This window comes from Geobacillus sp., from assembly GCF_017515625.1.
Taxonomy (GTDB): domain Bacteria; phylum Bacillota; class Bacilli; order Bacillales; family Anoxybacillaceae; genus Geobacillus; species Geobacillus stearothermophilus.
In genome coordinates this window covers 1-14,827 of the sequence record NZ_JAFWFM010000095.1, presented here as the reverse complement: position 1 = coordinate 14,827, position 14,827 = coordinate 1, and the positions used below count along the sequence as shown (strand labels likewise).

Sequence of the window (14,827 nt, the reverse complement as noted above, 5' to 3'; positions counted from 1 at the left end):
GCCAAGAAAACTGGATCAATCAACAAAATATTGCACTCGGGGTTCTTCACCTAATAGGTGAACATTCGAAATGGAGTCGAAGTCTCGACACGATTGGGTTTCCCAGCATTTTTGATACACTTCTGTCACGGATTCAGGTATTTTCCATTTTTGCATTCATTGGTAAAATAATATAAAATACAGTACACGATACTTCATGAAAAGGACGGTTTATTCGTGCCAAAATGCAATCTGTTGACCTTAATCGAACAAAAGCGGATGGAACTTGTCGACACTGTAGCCAAAACGAGTTTAAACTCTGAAGCCGCAATGAAAGTAAGCAAAGAACTCGACACGCTGCTCAACGCCTATCAGCGCGAACAAGTACGACAACGAAAACAAAGCGCCTCCCGCTAAACGGGAAACGGCGCTTTTTCTTTCCGGCACGCCCCCGCCGCCTGCGCAAGCGGTCATCTCATCTCATGGCGGGCGAACAGTCCGTTCTTTGGATGTTGCGCTTGGACATCGACGAGGCCGTTTTGCAGCAAGTACATTTGGTAGTAAAGCCCTTTTTGCGCCAGCAGTTGCTGATGCGTACCGCGCTCGATGATTTCGCCGCAGTGGAGGGCGAAAATTTGATCAGCGTCTTGAATCGTTGATAGACGGTGGGCGATGGCGATCGTCGTCCGCCCTTTCCGCATGCGCATGAGCGCATCTTGAATCGCTTCCTCTGTTTCGGTGTCAATATGGGCGGTCGCCTCATCGAGCACCAAAATTTTCGGATCAGCAGCGATCGTGCGAGCAAAGGAAAGAAGCTGGCGCTGACCGCTTGATAACGTCGCCCCGCGCTCGGCGAGCACATGGTCGTAACGATCGGGCAATTGCTCAATAAACGCATCGGCCTGCACGAGCCGAGCGGCCTCCTGAATGGCTTCGTCGTCCAGTTCCTGATTATACATGCGAATGTTCTCTTTGACCGTCCCGTAAAACAAAAACGGATCTTGCAAGACAAGGCCGAGGCGGCGGCGCAGCTCGGCGCGCGAGTAATCGCGGATCGACCGGCCGTCAAGCAAAATATCGCCGCGGTCAAACTCATAAAAGCGCATGAGCAAGTTGATGATCGAACTTTTGCCGCTGCCGGTATGGCCGACAAACGCGACCGTCTGACCTGGACGGATGACAAACGACAGCCGTTTCAGCACATCTCGTTTGCCGTCGTAGGAAAAGCTGACATCCCGAAATTCGATTTCCCCGCGCTCGATCACATGCTGCGACCGATTTGGATTGGCCGGCGCCTCTTCTTGATGATCAAGAAGGGCAAACACGCGAGAGGCGGAAACGATCGCCTGCTGGTAAAGAGACAGGCGCGCCATCATTTGCGTCACCGGTTCGAAAAAGCGCTCCAAATAGTTGACAAACGCATACAGCACGCCGATCTCAACTGGGCCATCAAGCGCCGTGATGCCAAAAAAGCTGAGCACGACCATGATCGACAACATATACACCACATCGATCGCCGGTCGAAGCAGCAGTCCATCAAGGTGGATGTTTTTCATCCCCGTCTTATAATGCGCTTCATTGACGGCGGCAAATTCTTGATATAAACGGCGCTGCTGGCGGAACGCTTGAATGACGGCCATTCCTTGCAGCGATTCGTTCAATTTGGCGTTCAGTTCGCTCAGCCGTTCGCGCATCTCTTGATAAAACACTGAGCTGTAGCGGCGGTATGTGTGCATGATGAACGCGATCGCCGGGAGGATGAACAGGCAAAACAACGCAAGCTTAGCATCAAGCGAAAACATAGCGACAAACACGCCGATGACAAACAAGCCGTTTTGCACAAAGGCCGCTAGGACGCTGATGAACATGTCCTTGATCGCTTCTGTATCGTTCGTCACCCGCGAAACGATGCTTCCGCCCGGCGTCCGGTCAAAATAGCTCATCCCGAGCCGGTGCACTTTCGCAAACACATCCATCCGCAGCGCTTGAATGACATACAAAGCGAGCCGCTGAAACTCGACAAGCTGGAAGTAGGAAATGATCGTTTTCAAGACGAGCACGCCGAGATAGGCGGCGGCCAGCGCCGCCACCGGTCCAAAAGCGAGGCGGCCCGGCACCAAATAGTCATCAATGAACACTTTCACCAAATACGGGCCGGAAAGCTCCCCGGCCGTTGCCAACAGAAGAAGCGCAAACGCAAGCGCCGTTTCTTTTTTGTATCTTCCCATATAAGCGAGCAGCCGCCATAAGACGCGCCGCTGCTCTTTTGTTGTCAACCATCGGTCGTTCATCCACTTCCCCCTATCTTACAAACAACTTGTATTTTCAGGCTTTTCGCTCCGCTCGTTTTTGGCGAGAGCTCGAACGTTCAGACCTGTTGTTACTCCGCAAGCGCCTCAAGCTGCTGGCGTCGATGCATGTCACGATACCAGCCGTCTTCTGCCATCAGCTGCTCGTGCGTTCCGGCCTGCACAATTCGCCCCCCGTCAAAGACGAGAATCCAATCGGCATGCTCAACCGCGCTTAAACGATGAGCGGCGATGATCGTCGTTTTTCCGCGCCGCTCCTGTTTGAGCGCCGCTAAAATCCGCGCCTCGGTCTTCGCATCCACGGCCGACAACGCGTCATCAAAAATGAGCACTTCCGGGTCAATGAGAAGCGCCCGGGCGATGGACAGCCGCTGTTTTTGCCCACCGGATAGGGAAATGCCGCGCTCTCCGATGACCGTCTCATACCCGTCGGGAAACTGCAAAATGTCATCATGAATGTCGGCCAGCCGCGCCGCCCGTACGACCTCGTCCTCTCCGGCTTCCGGCTTGGCAAAGGCGATGTTGTCGCGGATGGAGGCAGAAAACAAGAAATGGTCTTGCGGCACGTAGCCGATCGCCGAACGGAGCGCGAAAAGCGTATAATCGCGGATGTCGCGGCCGCCGAAGCGAATCTCGCCGTCATAGCCGTCAAACTCGCGCAGCAGCAGGCGAAGCAACGTCGTTTTTCCCGCCCCCGTTTTGCCGACGACGCCAAGCGTCGCCCCACGCTTGAGCTGAAAACGAATGCCCCGAAGCGCCGGCTTCGCCTCCCCCGGATAGGCAAATTGACGAACATCATACTCAATGTCGCCTTGCGGAGAGATGTGAAGGGCATCCGGACGTTCGTTGATTTCATCTTGTTCAGCCAACAGCGCCCGCACCCGGTCGTACGAAGCACGCCCTCGCTCAACAATGTTAAACATCCAGCCGAACGCCAACATCGGCCAAATAAGCAGGCCAAGGTAGGTCGTAAACGACACAAGCTCGCCGATCGTCAATTCGCCCGCCAAAACCATTTGGCTGCCAAACACCACAGCGAGAAAAAATGACAGCCCAACAAGCAGCCCGATCGTCGGATCAAACAAGGCGTCAATTTTGGCGACGGCAACGTTTTTCGCCACGACGTCTTCCGATTGACGGCGAAACGCCTCGACATCGTGTTCCTCATAGCCGAACGCCTTGATGACGCGGATGCCGTTGACGCTTTCCTGCACCTTGTCGTTCAGCGACGAAAACGCCGCTTGCGCCGTTAAAAAACGACGATGGAGCATCGTCCCATAGCGGCTCGTCGCCGCCGCCATCACGGGCATCGGCAATAGGCTGATGAGCGTCAGCTTCCAGCTGATCGAAAACGCCATCGTTGCCAACACAACCCCGCCAAGCGTCACCGAGTCAACAAGCGTCAAAATGCCGCTTCCGGCCGTCTGCTGAATCGCTTGCAAATCGTTGGTTGCATGAGCCATTAAATCGCCGATCCGCTTCCGCTGGTAAAACGACGGCGACATGTTCGTAAAATGCTGATACAGCTCGTTGCGCAGCTGGCGGGCAAGCTTGACCGCCGAACCGAAAATGAAAATGCGCCAAGCGTAGCGGAGCCCGTAAAGCGCCGCCGCAACGGCGGCGAGGACGGCGATCCAGCGGATGAGCACTTCTTTTGTCATCGTGCCGTTTTTCATATGATCGACCAACAAGCCGATCACTTTCGGCGGGACTGTCTCCAAAAACGCCACGATGACAAGCACGAAAATACCGGTGATATACGCCTTCTTTTCTTGGCGGAAAAACCAAAACAAATCGCGAAACACGCGCATAAGGCCCGCCCTCCTTTCATTTGGCTGACGAACAATCGCCATATTATTGTAACAAAACTAGAAAAATTTTGAAAGAACATTTTGGCAAAATAAAAAGACACTCTCGATCGAGTGTCCGTTTCGCTTATTTCAGTTGATTGTTCATCATTTTCATCATCTGGTTGATTTTCTTCTGCGACGGAGTCATGCCCATTTGCATCATCATCATGCGAATCATTTGTTCATTGATCGGCGGGTTTTTCTTCAAATAATTGATCATCGTTTTGCGGGCGACGAAAAATCCGATCGCCACCCCGGCGATGAGCGCCAGCACGCCAACGAGAATCGTACCCCACATAACAGCGATTTTCCTCCTTCTTGTTGTCTCCCTAACAGTGTACTAAACGATGCGTCATTAGACAATATTTCGCGACAAAAATCTTTTCATTACGCAAATTTTCTTCCTTGCCGAGGCGCAGACAGCCAGTAGTAATCGACAAAATCGGCGTCGACCGCCAAAAACGTCGGCGAAAGCCGAGCGAGCGCCCGCCCGATGTCCGCGGCAAGCGGCGCGCTGTCAGCGACAAGAAGCAAGCGGCGCTTTTGCACGACAAGCAACGCTTCCTTGCCGGCGTCGTTTTGCAAAACAAACATATTACGTTCCAAATTTTTGTCGACGCGGCCGGCAAAATATTGCTTTAAGCCAAGTTCCAGGCGCGAAAATGACAGCCGTTCGGTGATAAATTCGACTTGCTTGCGGCAAATCGCCTTCAGCGGCGCTTTCGCGTATTGATGCTCACGAAGCAGTTCGACAATTTTTTCTGCCCGATGGCGGTAATGCGACGCCACATCGTCATTCAACAAATAAATCCAATAGCGGACCATGCCCCATCCCCCATTTCTGTTCATCTATTTTCTATTATAGAAAATGAGAGAGGAAAAATATGTCTATTAACGGCGAGTTTTTTCACTAACATTGTCGATTTTTGTTTGCGATGGCCATGCGGCCGCAAACACGCCAACAAACAAGCCTTTGTCCTCGATTCAACCCCGAAAATACTTGACCAAAGCGCAGCCATCTTTCACAAAAATAAGCTGCCCCTGCAACAACGCAAGGGCAGCTTTTCCGGTTACTTGCCGAGCAGCGCTTTTGTGCGGCGGACGACGTTGTCAACCGTAAAGCCATACTCGGCCATGATTTTCTCTCCTGGAGCGGAAGCACCGAATCGGTCGATGGCCAAAATGTCGCCCTCGGCGCCGACGTAGCGCTCCCAACCGAGCGACGCGCCCATTTCAATGGCGAGCCGCTTCGTCACGGCCGGCGGAAGCACTTCATCGCGGTACGATTTTGGCTGAGCTTCGAAGCGGTCCCACGATGGCATGCTGATGACGGAGACATGGATGCCCTCAGCGGCAAGCGCTTCTTGCGCTTTGACGGCCAGACCGACTTCCGAGCCAGTCGCCAACAACAGCGCCTCCGGAGCGCCGTTTTTCGCCGGTGAAACGACGTACGCACCTTTTTTCACGCCTTCATACGCCAACTCAGCTGGTGCCGCCAACGTCGGCACATCTTGACGCGTCAAGACGAGTGCAGTCGGCTTGTCCGTCGATTCGAGCGCCAGCCGCCATGCTGCCGCCGTTTCGTTTGCGTCAGCCGGACGGATGACCGACAAGTTCGGCATCGCCCGAAGCGAAGCGAGATGTTCGATCGGCTCGTGCGTCGGGCCGTCTTCGCCGACGGCGATGCTGTCGTGCGTCAAGACGTAGATGACCGGCAAGCCCATCAGCGCCGCCAAGCGGATCGCCGGGCGCAAATAGTCAGAGAACACGAAGAACGTGCCGCCGAACACTTTCAACCCGCCGTGAAGCGCCATGCCGTTCAGCGCCGCCCCCATGGCAAACTCGCGCACGCCAAACCAAATGTTGCGCCCTTCGTAGCTGTCCGGCAAGAAGTTGCCGCCGCCTTTGATGAGCGTTTTATTCGAGCTTGCCAAGTCCGCCGAACCGCCAAACAATTGCGGCACCGCTTTGGCGATGGCGTTGATCACTTCCCCGGACGATGAGCGGGTCGCCAGGCTTTTGCCCGCTTCATACACCGGCAGCGCCGCCTCCCAGCCATCCGGAAGCTTCCCTTCAATCGCCCGCTTCAGCTCGGCGGCCAGCTCCGGATGCGCCCGTTCGTACGCGGCGAACTGTTCGTTCCATTCCGCTTCTTTTTTCGCACCGGCCTCTTGCACCGTTTCTCGGAAATGGGCATATACTTCTTCCGGTACATAAAAATCTTCAGCAAACGTCCAGCGGTACGCTTCCTTCGTCAGCTTCGCCTCTTGGGCGCCGAGCGGAGCGCCGTGGACGCCGGACGTGCCCGCTTTATTTGGCGAGCCGTAGCCAATCGTCGTTTTTACTTCAATGAGCGTCGGCCGGTCAAGGTCCGCCCGCGCCTCCTCGAGCGCTTTGGAGATTTCTTCAATATTGTTGCCGTCCTCAACGCGCAAATATTGCCAGCCGTACGCTTGGAAACGTTGGGCGACGTTTTCCGAGAACGACAGGTTGAGCTCCCCGTCCAGCGAAATGTCGTTCGAGTCATACAGGACGATCAGACGGCCGAGCTTCAAGTGGCCGGCGAGTGACGCCGCTTCGCTCGCCACTCCTTCCATCAAATCGCCGTCGCCGCAAATGGCGTACGTATAATGATTGATAATCTCAAACCCGTCGCGGTTGTATGTAGCAGCCAAATGCCGTTCCGCCATGGCCATGCCGACCGCCATCGCAATCCCTTGGCCGAGTGGGCCGGTCGTCGCTTCCACGCCCGGCGTATGGCCGTATTCCGGATGGCCCGGCGTTTTGCTTCCCCATTGGCGGAACTGCTTCAAGTCATCCATCGTGACATCGTAGCCGCTTAAATGCAATAAGCTGTAAAGCAGCATCGACCCGTGCCCGGCTGACAAGACAAACCGGTCGCGGTTGAACCAGTTTGGATTCGCCGGGTTATGATTCATAAATTTTGTCCAAAGCGTGTACGCCATCGGCGCCGCGCCCATCGGCATGCCCGGGTGCCCGGATTTCGCTTTTTCGATCGCGTCAATCGACAGCGTTCGAATCGTCGTAATCGCCAACTCCTCGATTGAATGCGCCATCGTCTTCCTCCCTTTCATTAACATGGTGTCATTTACTATCATATAGAAAATCGATCGGCTTGTACAACGTTATTTTCCGGTCCACCCCTCTTTCGACCGTTTAATGGAAGCGCCGCCGCTGGCTTTCCTTTAATTTTTTCGGCGTCACGTCGTTGCCGTTCGGGTCAATGACGGTCACTGTATGGAGCATATCGGTCATCGCCTTGCGGAACGCTTGAATGTACTCACGGCGCAGCTTCGCTTGCTCGAGGGCCTCTTCGGCCGACAAGCAGGCCGTTTTCGCTTTTTTCGCCAGTTCATTGATGCGGGCTAATTTATGTTTGGCAAGCATTGATCATCTTCTCCTATCTGCCATATTCTCACTCTGTTTTATCTTATCTGATCAACCGGGAAGATGGCAAGGATGGCATCTTGGCTTCCTTTGCCCGCTCGCCGCTTTAGGGTCAGGCGCAGTACACGATCAACGCCGCCTTTGTTGCTCGTCCATATATTCCTGGTAACGCCGATGGACGGTCGCCTTGGACGCCTCGTAGCCGAAGCTTCGCATCGTCGCGGCGATATCGGCAAACGTCAGTCCACGCTCGCGCAAGCGGACGATCTCCTCAACCGGCAGATCGATTCGATCGCGCCCGGCGTTTTCGCCCCGGCGCCTTAGGTTCCGCTCCGGTCGGTATCCGCTGGCGATGGCTCGCTGCATGCCACGCTTAATTTTGGCGTTATGTATTTTTCTTTGGTACTCCTCGACAATCGCGATGATGGATAACACCATCTCATCGGCCTCCGACAGCGGCATCTCCCCGCGGTGGCTGGCGCTGTATATTTTCACCCCTTGCTTTTTCAAGCAATGCAGCACCGCCATGCGCGCATGGCCGCGCCCAAGCCGCGTTTCATCTTGAATGAGCAGCACATCGACCTCGCCTTCCTCGCAAAGCGAAAGCAGCTCCAACACGCCGTCGCGGTCGGCTTCATAACCGCTCGCCTGCTCGGCGATCACTTTCACGACTTCAAATCCACACTCGGCCGCCAGCTGCTCGAGCTCATCTCGTTGCCTCGCGAGTGACGTTTCCTGTTCCGCTTTGTCCGTGCTGACTCGGCAGTAAATGACCGCCCTCATGGCCACTCCCTTCTTTCCATCACTGATTGACGGCCACCGAGCCGCCCTGCTTTGATTTTAACACAGGAATGACAATTTGTTCACCGGTGGCAAGACGCGGGCTCGGCAAATGGTTGACATCGACGACCCAGCGGATGAACTCATCAGGCGGCATATGGTGTTCCTGTTCGTACTGTTTTGCCAGCCCCCAAAGCGTATCGCCGGGAGCGACCGTGATCGTCACGTATTCTTTTTTATCGACCGGGCTGCTGGCGTAAACGAACCCTGCCAACACGAGCGAAAACAAAAATGAAAACAAAACATAGTGCAGCAACGTTTTCTCCATTCTCCCCACCCTTTCTAGAATGTTTGTTCGCTTTCCTTCATTATAGTCAAGAACATTTGTTTGTGTCAATAAAAAACTCGAACCTATGTTTGTTTTTTCGTCTTCCGCATGGTATAATGAAGGCAAATGATGTGGCGAAAGGTGTGAAACAATGACGAAACTGTCAAAACGACAACAGCAAATTTTAGAGTTTATTAAACAGGAAGTAAAAACAAAAGGCTATCCTCCGTCGGTGCGGGAAATTGGGGAAGCGGTTGGACTGGCGTCAAGTTCGACGGTCCACGGGCATCTCGCGCGCCTAGAAAGCAAAGGGTACATCCGCCGCGACCCGACAAAGCCGCGCGCCATTGAAATTTTGGACAACGATATGGCCAAGGAGAGAGAAAAAGAGGAGTCATCTCGGTGCCGATCATCGGCAAGGTGACGGCCGGTCAACCGATTACAGCGGTGGAAAACATCGAAGGCTACTTTCCGCTGCCGAAGCGGCTCGCCGCTGGCGAGGAGCAGTTGTTTATGCTTGAAGTGATGGGCGACAGCATGATCGAAGCCGGCATTCTCGACGGCGACTACGTCATCGTCCGCCAGCAGTCATCGGCCAACAACGGCGACATCGTCGTCGCCATGACGGAAGACAACGAGGCGACGGTGAAGCGGTTTTTCAAGGAAAAAGACCACATCCGCCTGCAGCCGGAAAACGCCCATCTTGAGCCGATCATCGTCCGCGACTGCACGATTCTCGGCAAAGTGATCGGCGTCTATCGCCTGTTCGACTGACTCGTGCCGGCCTGCGCCCATAAAAAAGCTGCCCTGAAAAAAACGGGGCAGCTTTTTTATGAATCAGTAGAGTTCCATATATTGGTCCAATTCCCATTGATGAACCGTTGTCCGATACATATCCCACTCAATTTCTTTCGCTTCGACGAAATGCTCGAATAAATGTTTGCCGAGCGCGTGAATCATCACTTCATCGGACTTCAAGTTTTCCAACGCTTCATGCAGCGTGGCCGGCAAATCGACAATGCCTTCTTCAAGCCGCTCTTCTTTCGTCATGACGTAAATGTTTCGGTCAACCGGCGCCGGAGGAGTGAGCTTGTTGCGAATGCCGTCAAGCCCGGCCGCCAACAGCACGGCCATCGCCAAGTACGGGTTCGCCGCCGGATCGACGCTGCGCACTTCAATGCGCGTGCTCATGCCGCGCGAAGCCGGAATGCGGATGAGCGGGCTGCGGTTGCGCGCCGACCAGGCGACATAACATGGCGCCTCGTACCCCGGAACAAGCCGCTTGTACGAGTTGACCGTCGGGTTGGTGACAGCTGTAAAGTTCGGCGCATGCTTCAACACGCCGGCAATAAACTGCCGGGCCGTATCGCTCAACTGCAAATCGCCGTTCGGATCAAAAAAGGCGTTTTCGTTGTTGCGAAACAGCGACAAGTTGCAGTGCATTCCCGAACCGTTAATCCCAAAAATCGGCTTCGGCATAAACGTCGCATGCAGCCCATGTTTGCGGGCGATCGTTTTGACAACGAGTTTAAACGTTTGAATGTCGTCGCACGCTTTTACGGCATCAGCGTATTTGAAATCGATCTCATGCTGGCCCGGGGCAACTTCATGGTGCGACGCTTCAATTTCAAAGCCCATCTCCTCAAGCTCAAGCACGATATCGCGCCGGCAGTTTTCCCCAAGATCGGTCGGCGCCAAGTCGAAGTAGCCGCCGCGGTCGTTCAGTTCCATCGTCGGACGGCCATTTTCATCGAGCTTAAAGAGGAAAAACTCCGGTTCCGCTCCCAAGTTGAACGCCGTAAAGCCGAGCGCTTCCATCTCTTTCAACACGCGCTTTAAATTGTAGCGCGGGCAGCCTTCAAACGGCGTGCCGTCCGCATTGTAAATGTCGCAAATAAAGCGGGCGACTTTTCCTTTTTCCGATGTCCACGGGAAGATGACAAACGTGTCCAAATCCGGATACAAATACATGTCCGATTCTTCGATGCGGACAAACCCCTCGATCGAAGACCCGTCAAACATCATTTTATTATTGAGCGCTTTCTCAAGTTGGCTGATCGGGATTTCGACGTTTTTGATCGTCCCCAAAATATCGGTGAATTGCAGGCGGATGTACTTGACATTTTCCTCTTTGACGATGTGTAAAATGTCGTCACGCGTATATTTTGCCATGTCCAAACTCCTCCCCGGCTCGGAAATCATGTTCCGTCATTAATGAAAGAAGCGAGCGAGATCTCCTTGGCGAAGCGACGCGCGCTGGAACCGCCCGGCCTGCAGCAATTCATTCCGCAAAATTTCGCGCAGTTCTTCGTCCGACAGCTTCGGTTTTCCTACTTTTTCGACTTTCTCCGCCTGCTGGTGGCGTCCTTCCTCCCGCGCGGCAAAAATTTGTTTAATGCCCGCCAAGTTGACGCCTTGGTCGATCAAATCTTTAATTTCCAGCAAGCGGTCAATGTCATTGAGCGAAAACAGCCTCCGGTTGCCTTCAGTGCGCGCTGGCGAAACGAGACCGTGCTCTTCATAATAGCGGATTTGCCGAGCCGACAAGTCGGTCAGCTGCATCACAATCCCAATCGGAAACAATGGCATGGAACGACGAATATGACTGCTCATGCCAATTCCTCCTCGCTTTTGATACCTTCATTTTACCATAATGTCAAGAAAACAGTCAATGATGCGTCATATTTTCTCACAAACAAATGAGCTGTTGCTCAAGCAGACGGTGGACGGCTGAACAAATGGCGATTTTGACGTGTGAATACGTCAGCCCGCCTTGCACGTAGGCGACATATGGGGGCCGCAGCGGCCCGTCTGCCGTCAGCTCGATGCTCGCGCCCTGCACGAACGTGCCGGCGGCCATGATCACTTTGTCTTCATAGCCGGGCATGTCGCTCGGATACGGAGTGAAATGAGCGTTGACCGGGGAGGAAGCCTGAATCGCTTGGCAAAACGCCACCATTTGTTCCGGATCGTCAAAACGGACGGACTGAACCAAATCCGTGCGCTTCGCCTTCCACGATGGCGAGGTTTTTAGTCCGATCCGCTCGAGCATCGCCGCCGTAAAAACCGCCCCCTTGAGCGCCTGACCCACGGTGTGCGGCGCAAGGAAAAAGCCTTGATACATATCCGGCAAGCTGTAAAGCGACGGACCGACTTCCGCTCCAATGCCCGGCGAGGTCATCCGATAGGCGCACGCCTCCACATATTCCCGCTTGCCGACAATGTAGCCGCCCGTTTTCGCCAAGCCCCCTCCCGGGTTTTTAATGAGCGAGCCGGCCATCAAATCGGCGCCGACATGGCATGGCTCTTTCTCCTCGACGAATTCTTCGTAGCAATTGTCGACAAACACGACGACATCCGGTTTGATCGACTTGACAAATGCAATCATGTCGCCGATCTCTTCGACAGTAAACGACGGCCGGTCCGCATAGCCGCGCGAACGTTGAATGCCGATCATTTTCGTCCGCTCATGGATCGCTTCGCGAACGGCCGGAAAATCGACCATCCCTTCCGCTGTGAGCGGCACACTGCGATAACGAATGCCAAACTCTTTCAGCGAGCCGACGCCGCGGCCGCGGACGCCGACGATTTCCTCAAGCGTATCGTACGGAGCGCCCGTGATGTAAAGCAATTCATCGCCCGGGCGCAACACGCCAAACAGCGCGATCGCAATCGCGTGCGTGCCGGAAATGATTTGCGGGCGCACAAGCCCCTCTTCCGCTCCAAACACATCAGCGAAAATGCGATCGAGCGTATCGCGGCCCGCATCGTCATATCCATAACCGGTTGACGGAATGAAGTGGGCGTCGCTCACTTGATGGCGACGGAAGCTCTCAAGCACGCGGTATTGGTTGACGTCGACCAGTTCATCGATGCGGCGGTGAATCGGCGCGATTTGTGCTTCGATTTCCTCGATGAGAAGAGCGATGGTTTCTCCGTGTCTCCATTGTGTCCAAAACATAGATGAACCCTTTCTACCGTTGGAATGATTGCAGCTCCCCATACAAGGGGTGCGTCGGCAGCACGTACCCTTGGCAGTCGTACGTGCCTCCCTGTTCATTATAATGCCATTCGTGCAAAATGGTGTCCGATTTTAACCGATCGAGCAATTTTCCTTCACCGCTTGGGATCGACACGTCGTAACGGGCCATTTGCTGTTTCACCGCCTCTTCAAGAAAATAGTGGAGCCGGTCAATGTCGGCGGCGGAAAGCGCGCTGATCATGATGGAAGCAGTCGTTGTCGGAATGAATTCCGACGCTTTTTGATCGCTTTTATTGTACACCGTGACCATCGGAATGGAAGAAGCCCCTAATTCAGCGAGCAGCCGCGACACCGTTCGCTCGTGCGCAACGTAATCCGGATGAGACGAATCGACGACGTGAAGCAATAGATCGGCTTCCGTCACTTCCTCGAGCGTCGAGCGGAACGCGGCGACAAGTGTCGTCGGCAAGTCTTGAATGAACCCGACCGTATCGGTGACAAGCACCGTGTAGCCGCATGGCAAGACACATTTGCGCGTCAACGGATCGAGCGTGGCAAACAACAAGTTTTCTTCCAACGAATCGGCGGCGGTCAGCCGATTGAAAATCGTTGATTTGCCGGCGTTTGTATAGCCGACGAGCGCCACTTGAAACGCTTGGTTTTTTTGCCGGCGCTCGCGGTAGCGCCCACGGTGCTTGGCGACGCGCCGCAGTTCCGCCTTAATGTCATCAATGCGGCGGCGAATATGGCGGCGGTCGGTCTCGAGCTTCGTCTCCCCCGGGCCGCGCGTGCCAATGCCGCCGCCCAAGCGAGACAGCATCTCCCCTTGGCCGCTAAGGCGCGGCAGCATATATTCGAGCTGGGCGAGCTCGACTTGCAGCTTTCCTTCTTTTGAGCGGGCGCGCTGGGCAAAAATGTCTAAAATCAGCTGCGTCCGGTCAATCACTTTCACCTCGCCAAGCAGGTTTGTCAAATTGCGCGCCTGGCTTGGGGAAAGCTCGCTGTTGAAAACAACAAGATCCGGTTCGAGCTCCTTGACAAGGGCGGCGAGCTCTTCCGTTTTCCCTTTGCCGATATACGTCGCCGGGTGCGGCGCTTCACGTTTTTGCGTCACCTCTGCCACAACCTCGCCGTTCGCCGTCGCAACGAGCGAAGCGAGCTCCTCCATCGAATAGCGAAACCGTTCATCATCGACACCAGCGAGCTGGCAGCCGACAAGGATCGCTTGTTCACGGCTCATGGCATCCCCCTTCCTTTCCCTCGCGGCGAACATGTTCTCTACGTTCATGATACCAAATCCCACCGTCGGTCTGCTAGTTCGTTCCAAAAAAATGATTGATTTTCCGCCGCTTTTGCCCCTACAATGATACAAGAACACCGCACGGAAAGGAACAGCACGAATGACGTGGGAAGTATTGAGCATCATCGGCACGATCGCCTTTGCCATTAGCGGGGCGATCGTCGCGATGGAAGAGGAGTACGATTTGCTTGGGGTGTACATTTTAGGGATTGTCACCGCTTTTGGCGGCGGGGCGGTGCGCAATTTGCTGATCGGGGTTCCCGTGTCGGCGTTATGGGAACAAGAGCCGCTCTTTCTTGTCGCTTTGGCGGCCATGACAGTTGTGTATTTGTTCCCAAAGCAAATGCTGCCGCCGTGGAAGCGGTGGGGCAACTTTTTTGACGCCCTTGGGCTGTCCGCGTTCGCCATTCAAGGAGCGCTGTATGCCGTCAACATGGGTCATCCGTTAAGCGCGGTCATCGTCGCCGCGGTGTTGACCGGAAGCGGCGGCGGCATCATCCGCGATGTGCTCGCCGGACGGAAGCCGCTCGTGCTGCATGCGGAGATTTACGCCGCCTGGGCGATTTTGGCCGGCCTTGCCGTCGGGTTGAAATGGACGGATTCGCCCGTAGAGCTGTATATGCTGTTTATCGCCGTCGCCGCTTTGCGCATTTTGTCCTACACATACGGTTGGAAGCTGCCGCGCCGGGCGGTTGGGGAAACAGCGGGCGAGCCATGATAAAACGGCAAAATTGATTCGTACGAAAAGAGAGACGGCTCCTCGCTTTGATAATAGATGCAATTTAAAGCTTTAACATTTTTCGTCTTTGCCGGTCATTGCATCCGACTGTCGAGTGACCGAACAACGCCGCTTAAAGACCCATGAATGGGTCTGTGAAGCAAGTCGTTGTT

14 protein-coding genes and 1 pseudogene are annotated in these 14,827 nt (G+C 54.5%); 3 read left to right on the top strand and 12 right to left on the bottom strand.

Annotation, left to right across the window (positions count from 1 at the left end):
- Window positions 1–216: 216 nt before the first annotated feature.
- Window positions 217–396 carry an aspartyl-phosphate phosphatase Spo0E family protein gene (locus tag IKE44_RS06040; protein WP_287465308.1) on the top strand — a complete coding sequence of 60 codons (180 nt, stop codon included), beginning with the start codon at window positions 217–219 and terminating at the stop codon, window positions 394–396.
- 53 nt (window positions 397–449) lie between these two features.
- Here IKE44_RS06040 and IKE44_RS06035 read toward each other — a convergent pair whose 3' ends face one another.
- The 8 genes from IKE44_RS06035 to yneA form a co-directional block, all read right to left on the bottom strand.
- On the bottom strand, window positions 450–2,270 hold the full coding sequence (locus tag IKE44_RS06035) for an ABC transporter ATP-binding protein (RefSeq protein WP_287465307.1): 1,821 nt from the start codon (window positions 2,268–2,270) through the stop codon (window positions 450–452).
- A gap of 89 nt (window positions 2,271–2,359) precedes the next feature.
- A complete protein-coding gene (locus IKE44_RS06030; RefSeq protein WP_033017303.1) occupies window positions 2,360–4,099 on the bottom strand; it encodes an ABC transporter transmembrane domain-containing protein in 1,740 nt (579 codons plus the stop codon).
- Window positions 4,100–4,223: 124 nt separating this feature from the next.
- Window positions 4,224–4,436 (bottom strand): YneF family protein, encoded by a 213-nt coding sequence (locus IKE44_RS06025; protein ID WP_011230833.1) that lies wholly within the window; start codon window positions 4,434–4,436, stop codon window positions 4,224–4,226.
- A gap of 89 nt (window positions 4,437–4,525) precedes the next feature.
- Window positions 4,526–4,963: a sporulation inhibitor of replication protein SirA gene (gene sirA, locus IKE44_RS06020; RefSeq protein ID WP_033017302.1), complete on the bottom strand. Its 438-nt coding sequence runs from the start codon at window positions 4,961–4,963 to the stop codon at window positions 4,526–4,528.
- A gap of 245 nt (window positions 4,964–5,208) precedes the next feature.
- Window positions 5,209–7,215, bottom strand: a complete 2,007-nt coding sequence (gene tkt / locus IKE44_RS06015) for a transketolase (RefSeq protein WP_287465304.1) — start codon at window positions 7,213–7,215, stop codon at window positions 5,209–5,211.
- Window positions 7,216–7,315: 100 nt separating this feature from the next.
- A complete protein-coding gene (locus IKE44_RS06010; RefSeq protein WP_033017300.1) occupies window positions 7,316–7,546 on the bottom strand; it encodes a DUF896 domain-containing protein in 231 nt (76 codons plus the stop codon).
- Between the two features lie 129 nt (window positions 7,547–7,675).
- The gene (locus IKE44_RS06005) at window positions 7,676–8,329 is read right to left on the bottom strand and encodes a YneB family resolvase-like protein (RefSeq protein WP_013145683.1); all 654 of its coding nucleotides are present in this window, start codon (window positions 8,327–8,329) and stop codon (window positions 7,676–7,678) included.
- A gap of 19 nt (window positions 8,330–8,348) precedes the next feature.
- Entirely contained in the window at window positions 8,349–8,654 is a 306-nt protein-coding gene (yneA, locus tag IKE44_RS06000; RefSeq protein ID WP_033017298.1) for a cell division suppressor protein YneA, read from the bottom strand.
- A gap of 151 nt (window positions 8,655–8,805) precedes the next feature.
- On the opposite strand from yneA, the pseudogene lexA reads away from it, so the two are divergent.
- Window positions 8,806–9,428, top strand: a pseudogene (gene lexA, locus IKE44_RS05995) (transcriptional repressor LexA).
- A 63-nt stretch (window positions 9,429–9,491) separates the two neighbouring features.
- On the opposite strand, the gene glnA reads toward lexA, so the two are convergent.
- The 4 genes from glnA to hflX all read right to left on the bottom strand — a co-directional run bounded on the left by glnA (window position 9,492) and on the right by hflX (window position 13,876).
- Entirely contained in the window at window positions 9,492–10,826 is a 1,335-nt protein-coding gene (gene glnA, locus IKE44_RS05990; RefSeq protein WP_033017297.1) for a type I glutamate--ammonia ligase, read from the bottom strand.
- Window positions 10,827–10,865: 39 nt separating this feature from the next.
- Window positions 10,866–11,267, bottom strand: coding sequence for a MerR family transcriptional regulator (locus tag IKE44_RS05985; RefSeq protein ID WP_033017296.1), 402 nt, complete (start codon window positions 11,265–11,267; stop codon window positions 10,866–10,868).
- Between the two features lie 76 nt (window positions 11,268–11,343).
- Complete coding sequence (locus tag IKE44_RS05980) at window positions 11,344–12,615, bottom strand: methionine gamma-lyase family protein (RefSeq protein WP_287465301.1); 1,272 nt, start codon at window positions 12,613–12,615, stop codon at window positions 11,344–11,346.
- Between the two features lie 13 nt (window positions 12,616–12,628).
- The gene (gene hflX, locus IKE44_RS05975; RefSeq protein ID WP_287465300.1) at window positions 12,629–13,876 is read right to left on the bottom strand and encodes a GTPase HflX; all 1,248 of its coding nucleotides are present in this window, start codon (window positions 13,874–13,876) and stop codon (window positions 12,629–12,631) included.
- 160 nt (window positions 13,877–14,036) lie between these two features.
- Here hflX and IKE44_RS05970 point away from each other — a divergent pair, with 160 nt between their 5' ends.
- A complete protein-coding gene (locus tag IKE44_RS05970; protein WP_033017292.1) occupies window positions 14,037–14,654 on the top strand; it encodes a trimeric intracellular cation channel family protein in 618 nt (205 codons plus the stop codon).
- The last annotated feature ends 173 nt before the right edge of the window (window positions 14,655–14,827 follow it).

Excerpts from the sequence above, each read along its gene's own strand:
- IKE44_RS05980 (WP_287465301.1), bottom strand. The coding sequence starts at position 12,615 with ATGTTTTGGACACAATGGAGACACGGAGAAACCATCGCTCTTCTCATC.
- IKE44_RS05985 (WP_033017296.1), bottom strand. The coding sequence starts at position 11,267 with ATGAGCAGTCATATTCGTCGTTCCATGCCATTGTTTCCGATTGGGATT.
- IKE44_RS06030 (WP_033017303.1), bottom strand. The coding sequence starts at position 4,099 with ATGCGCGTGTTTCGCGATTTGTTTTGGTTTTTCCGCCAAGAAAAGAAG.
- IKE44_RS06005 (WP_013145683.1), bottom strand. The coding sequence starts at position 8,329 with ATGAGGGCGGTCATTTACTGCCGAGTCAGCACGGACAAAGCGGAACAG.
- IKE44_RS06010 (WP_033017300.1), bottom strand. The coding sequence starts at position 7,546 with ATGCTTGCCAAACATAAATTAGCCCGCATCAATGAACTGGCGAAAAAA.
- IKE44_RS05970 (WP_033017292.1), top strand. The coding sequence starts at position 14,037 with ATGACGTGGGAAGTATTGAGCATCATCGGCACGATCGCCTTTGCCATT.
- yneA (WP_033017298.1), bottom strand. The coding sequence starts at position 8,654 with ATGGAGAAAACGTTGCTGCACTATGTTTTGTTTTCATTTTTGTTTTCG.
- tkt (WP_287465304.1), bottom strand. The coding sequence starts at position 7,215 with ATGGCGCATTCAATCGAGGAGTTGGCGATTACGACGATTCGAACGCTG.
- sirA (WP_033017302.1), bottom strand. The coding sequence starts at position 4,963 with ATGGTCCGCTATTGGATTTATTTGTTGAATGACGATGTGGCGTCGCAT.
- glnA (WP_033017297.1), bottom strand. The coding sequence starts at position 10,826 with ATGGCAAAATATACGCGTGACGACATTTTACACATCGTCAAAGAGGAA.
- IKE44_RS06025 (WP_011230833.1), bottom strand. The coding sequence starts at position 4,436 with ATGTGGGGTACGATTCTCGTTGGCGTGCTGGCGCTCATCGCCGGGGTG.
- hflX (WP_287465300.1), bottom strand. The coding sequence starts at position 13,876 with ATGAGCCGTGAACAAGCGATCCTTGTCGGCTGCCAGCTCGCTGGTGTC.
- IKE44_RS06035 (WP_287465307.1), bottom strand. The coding sequence starts at position 2,270 with ATGAACGACCGATGGTTGACAACAAAAGAGCAGCGGCGCGTCTTATGG.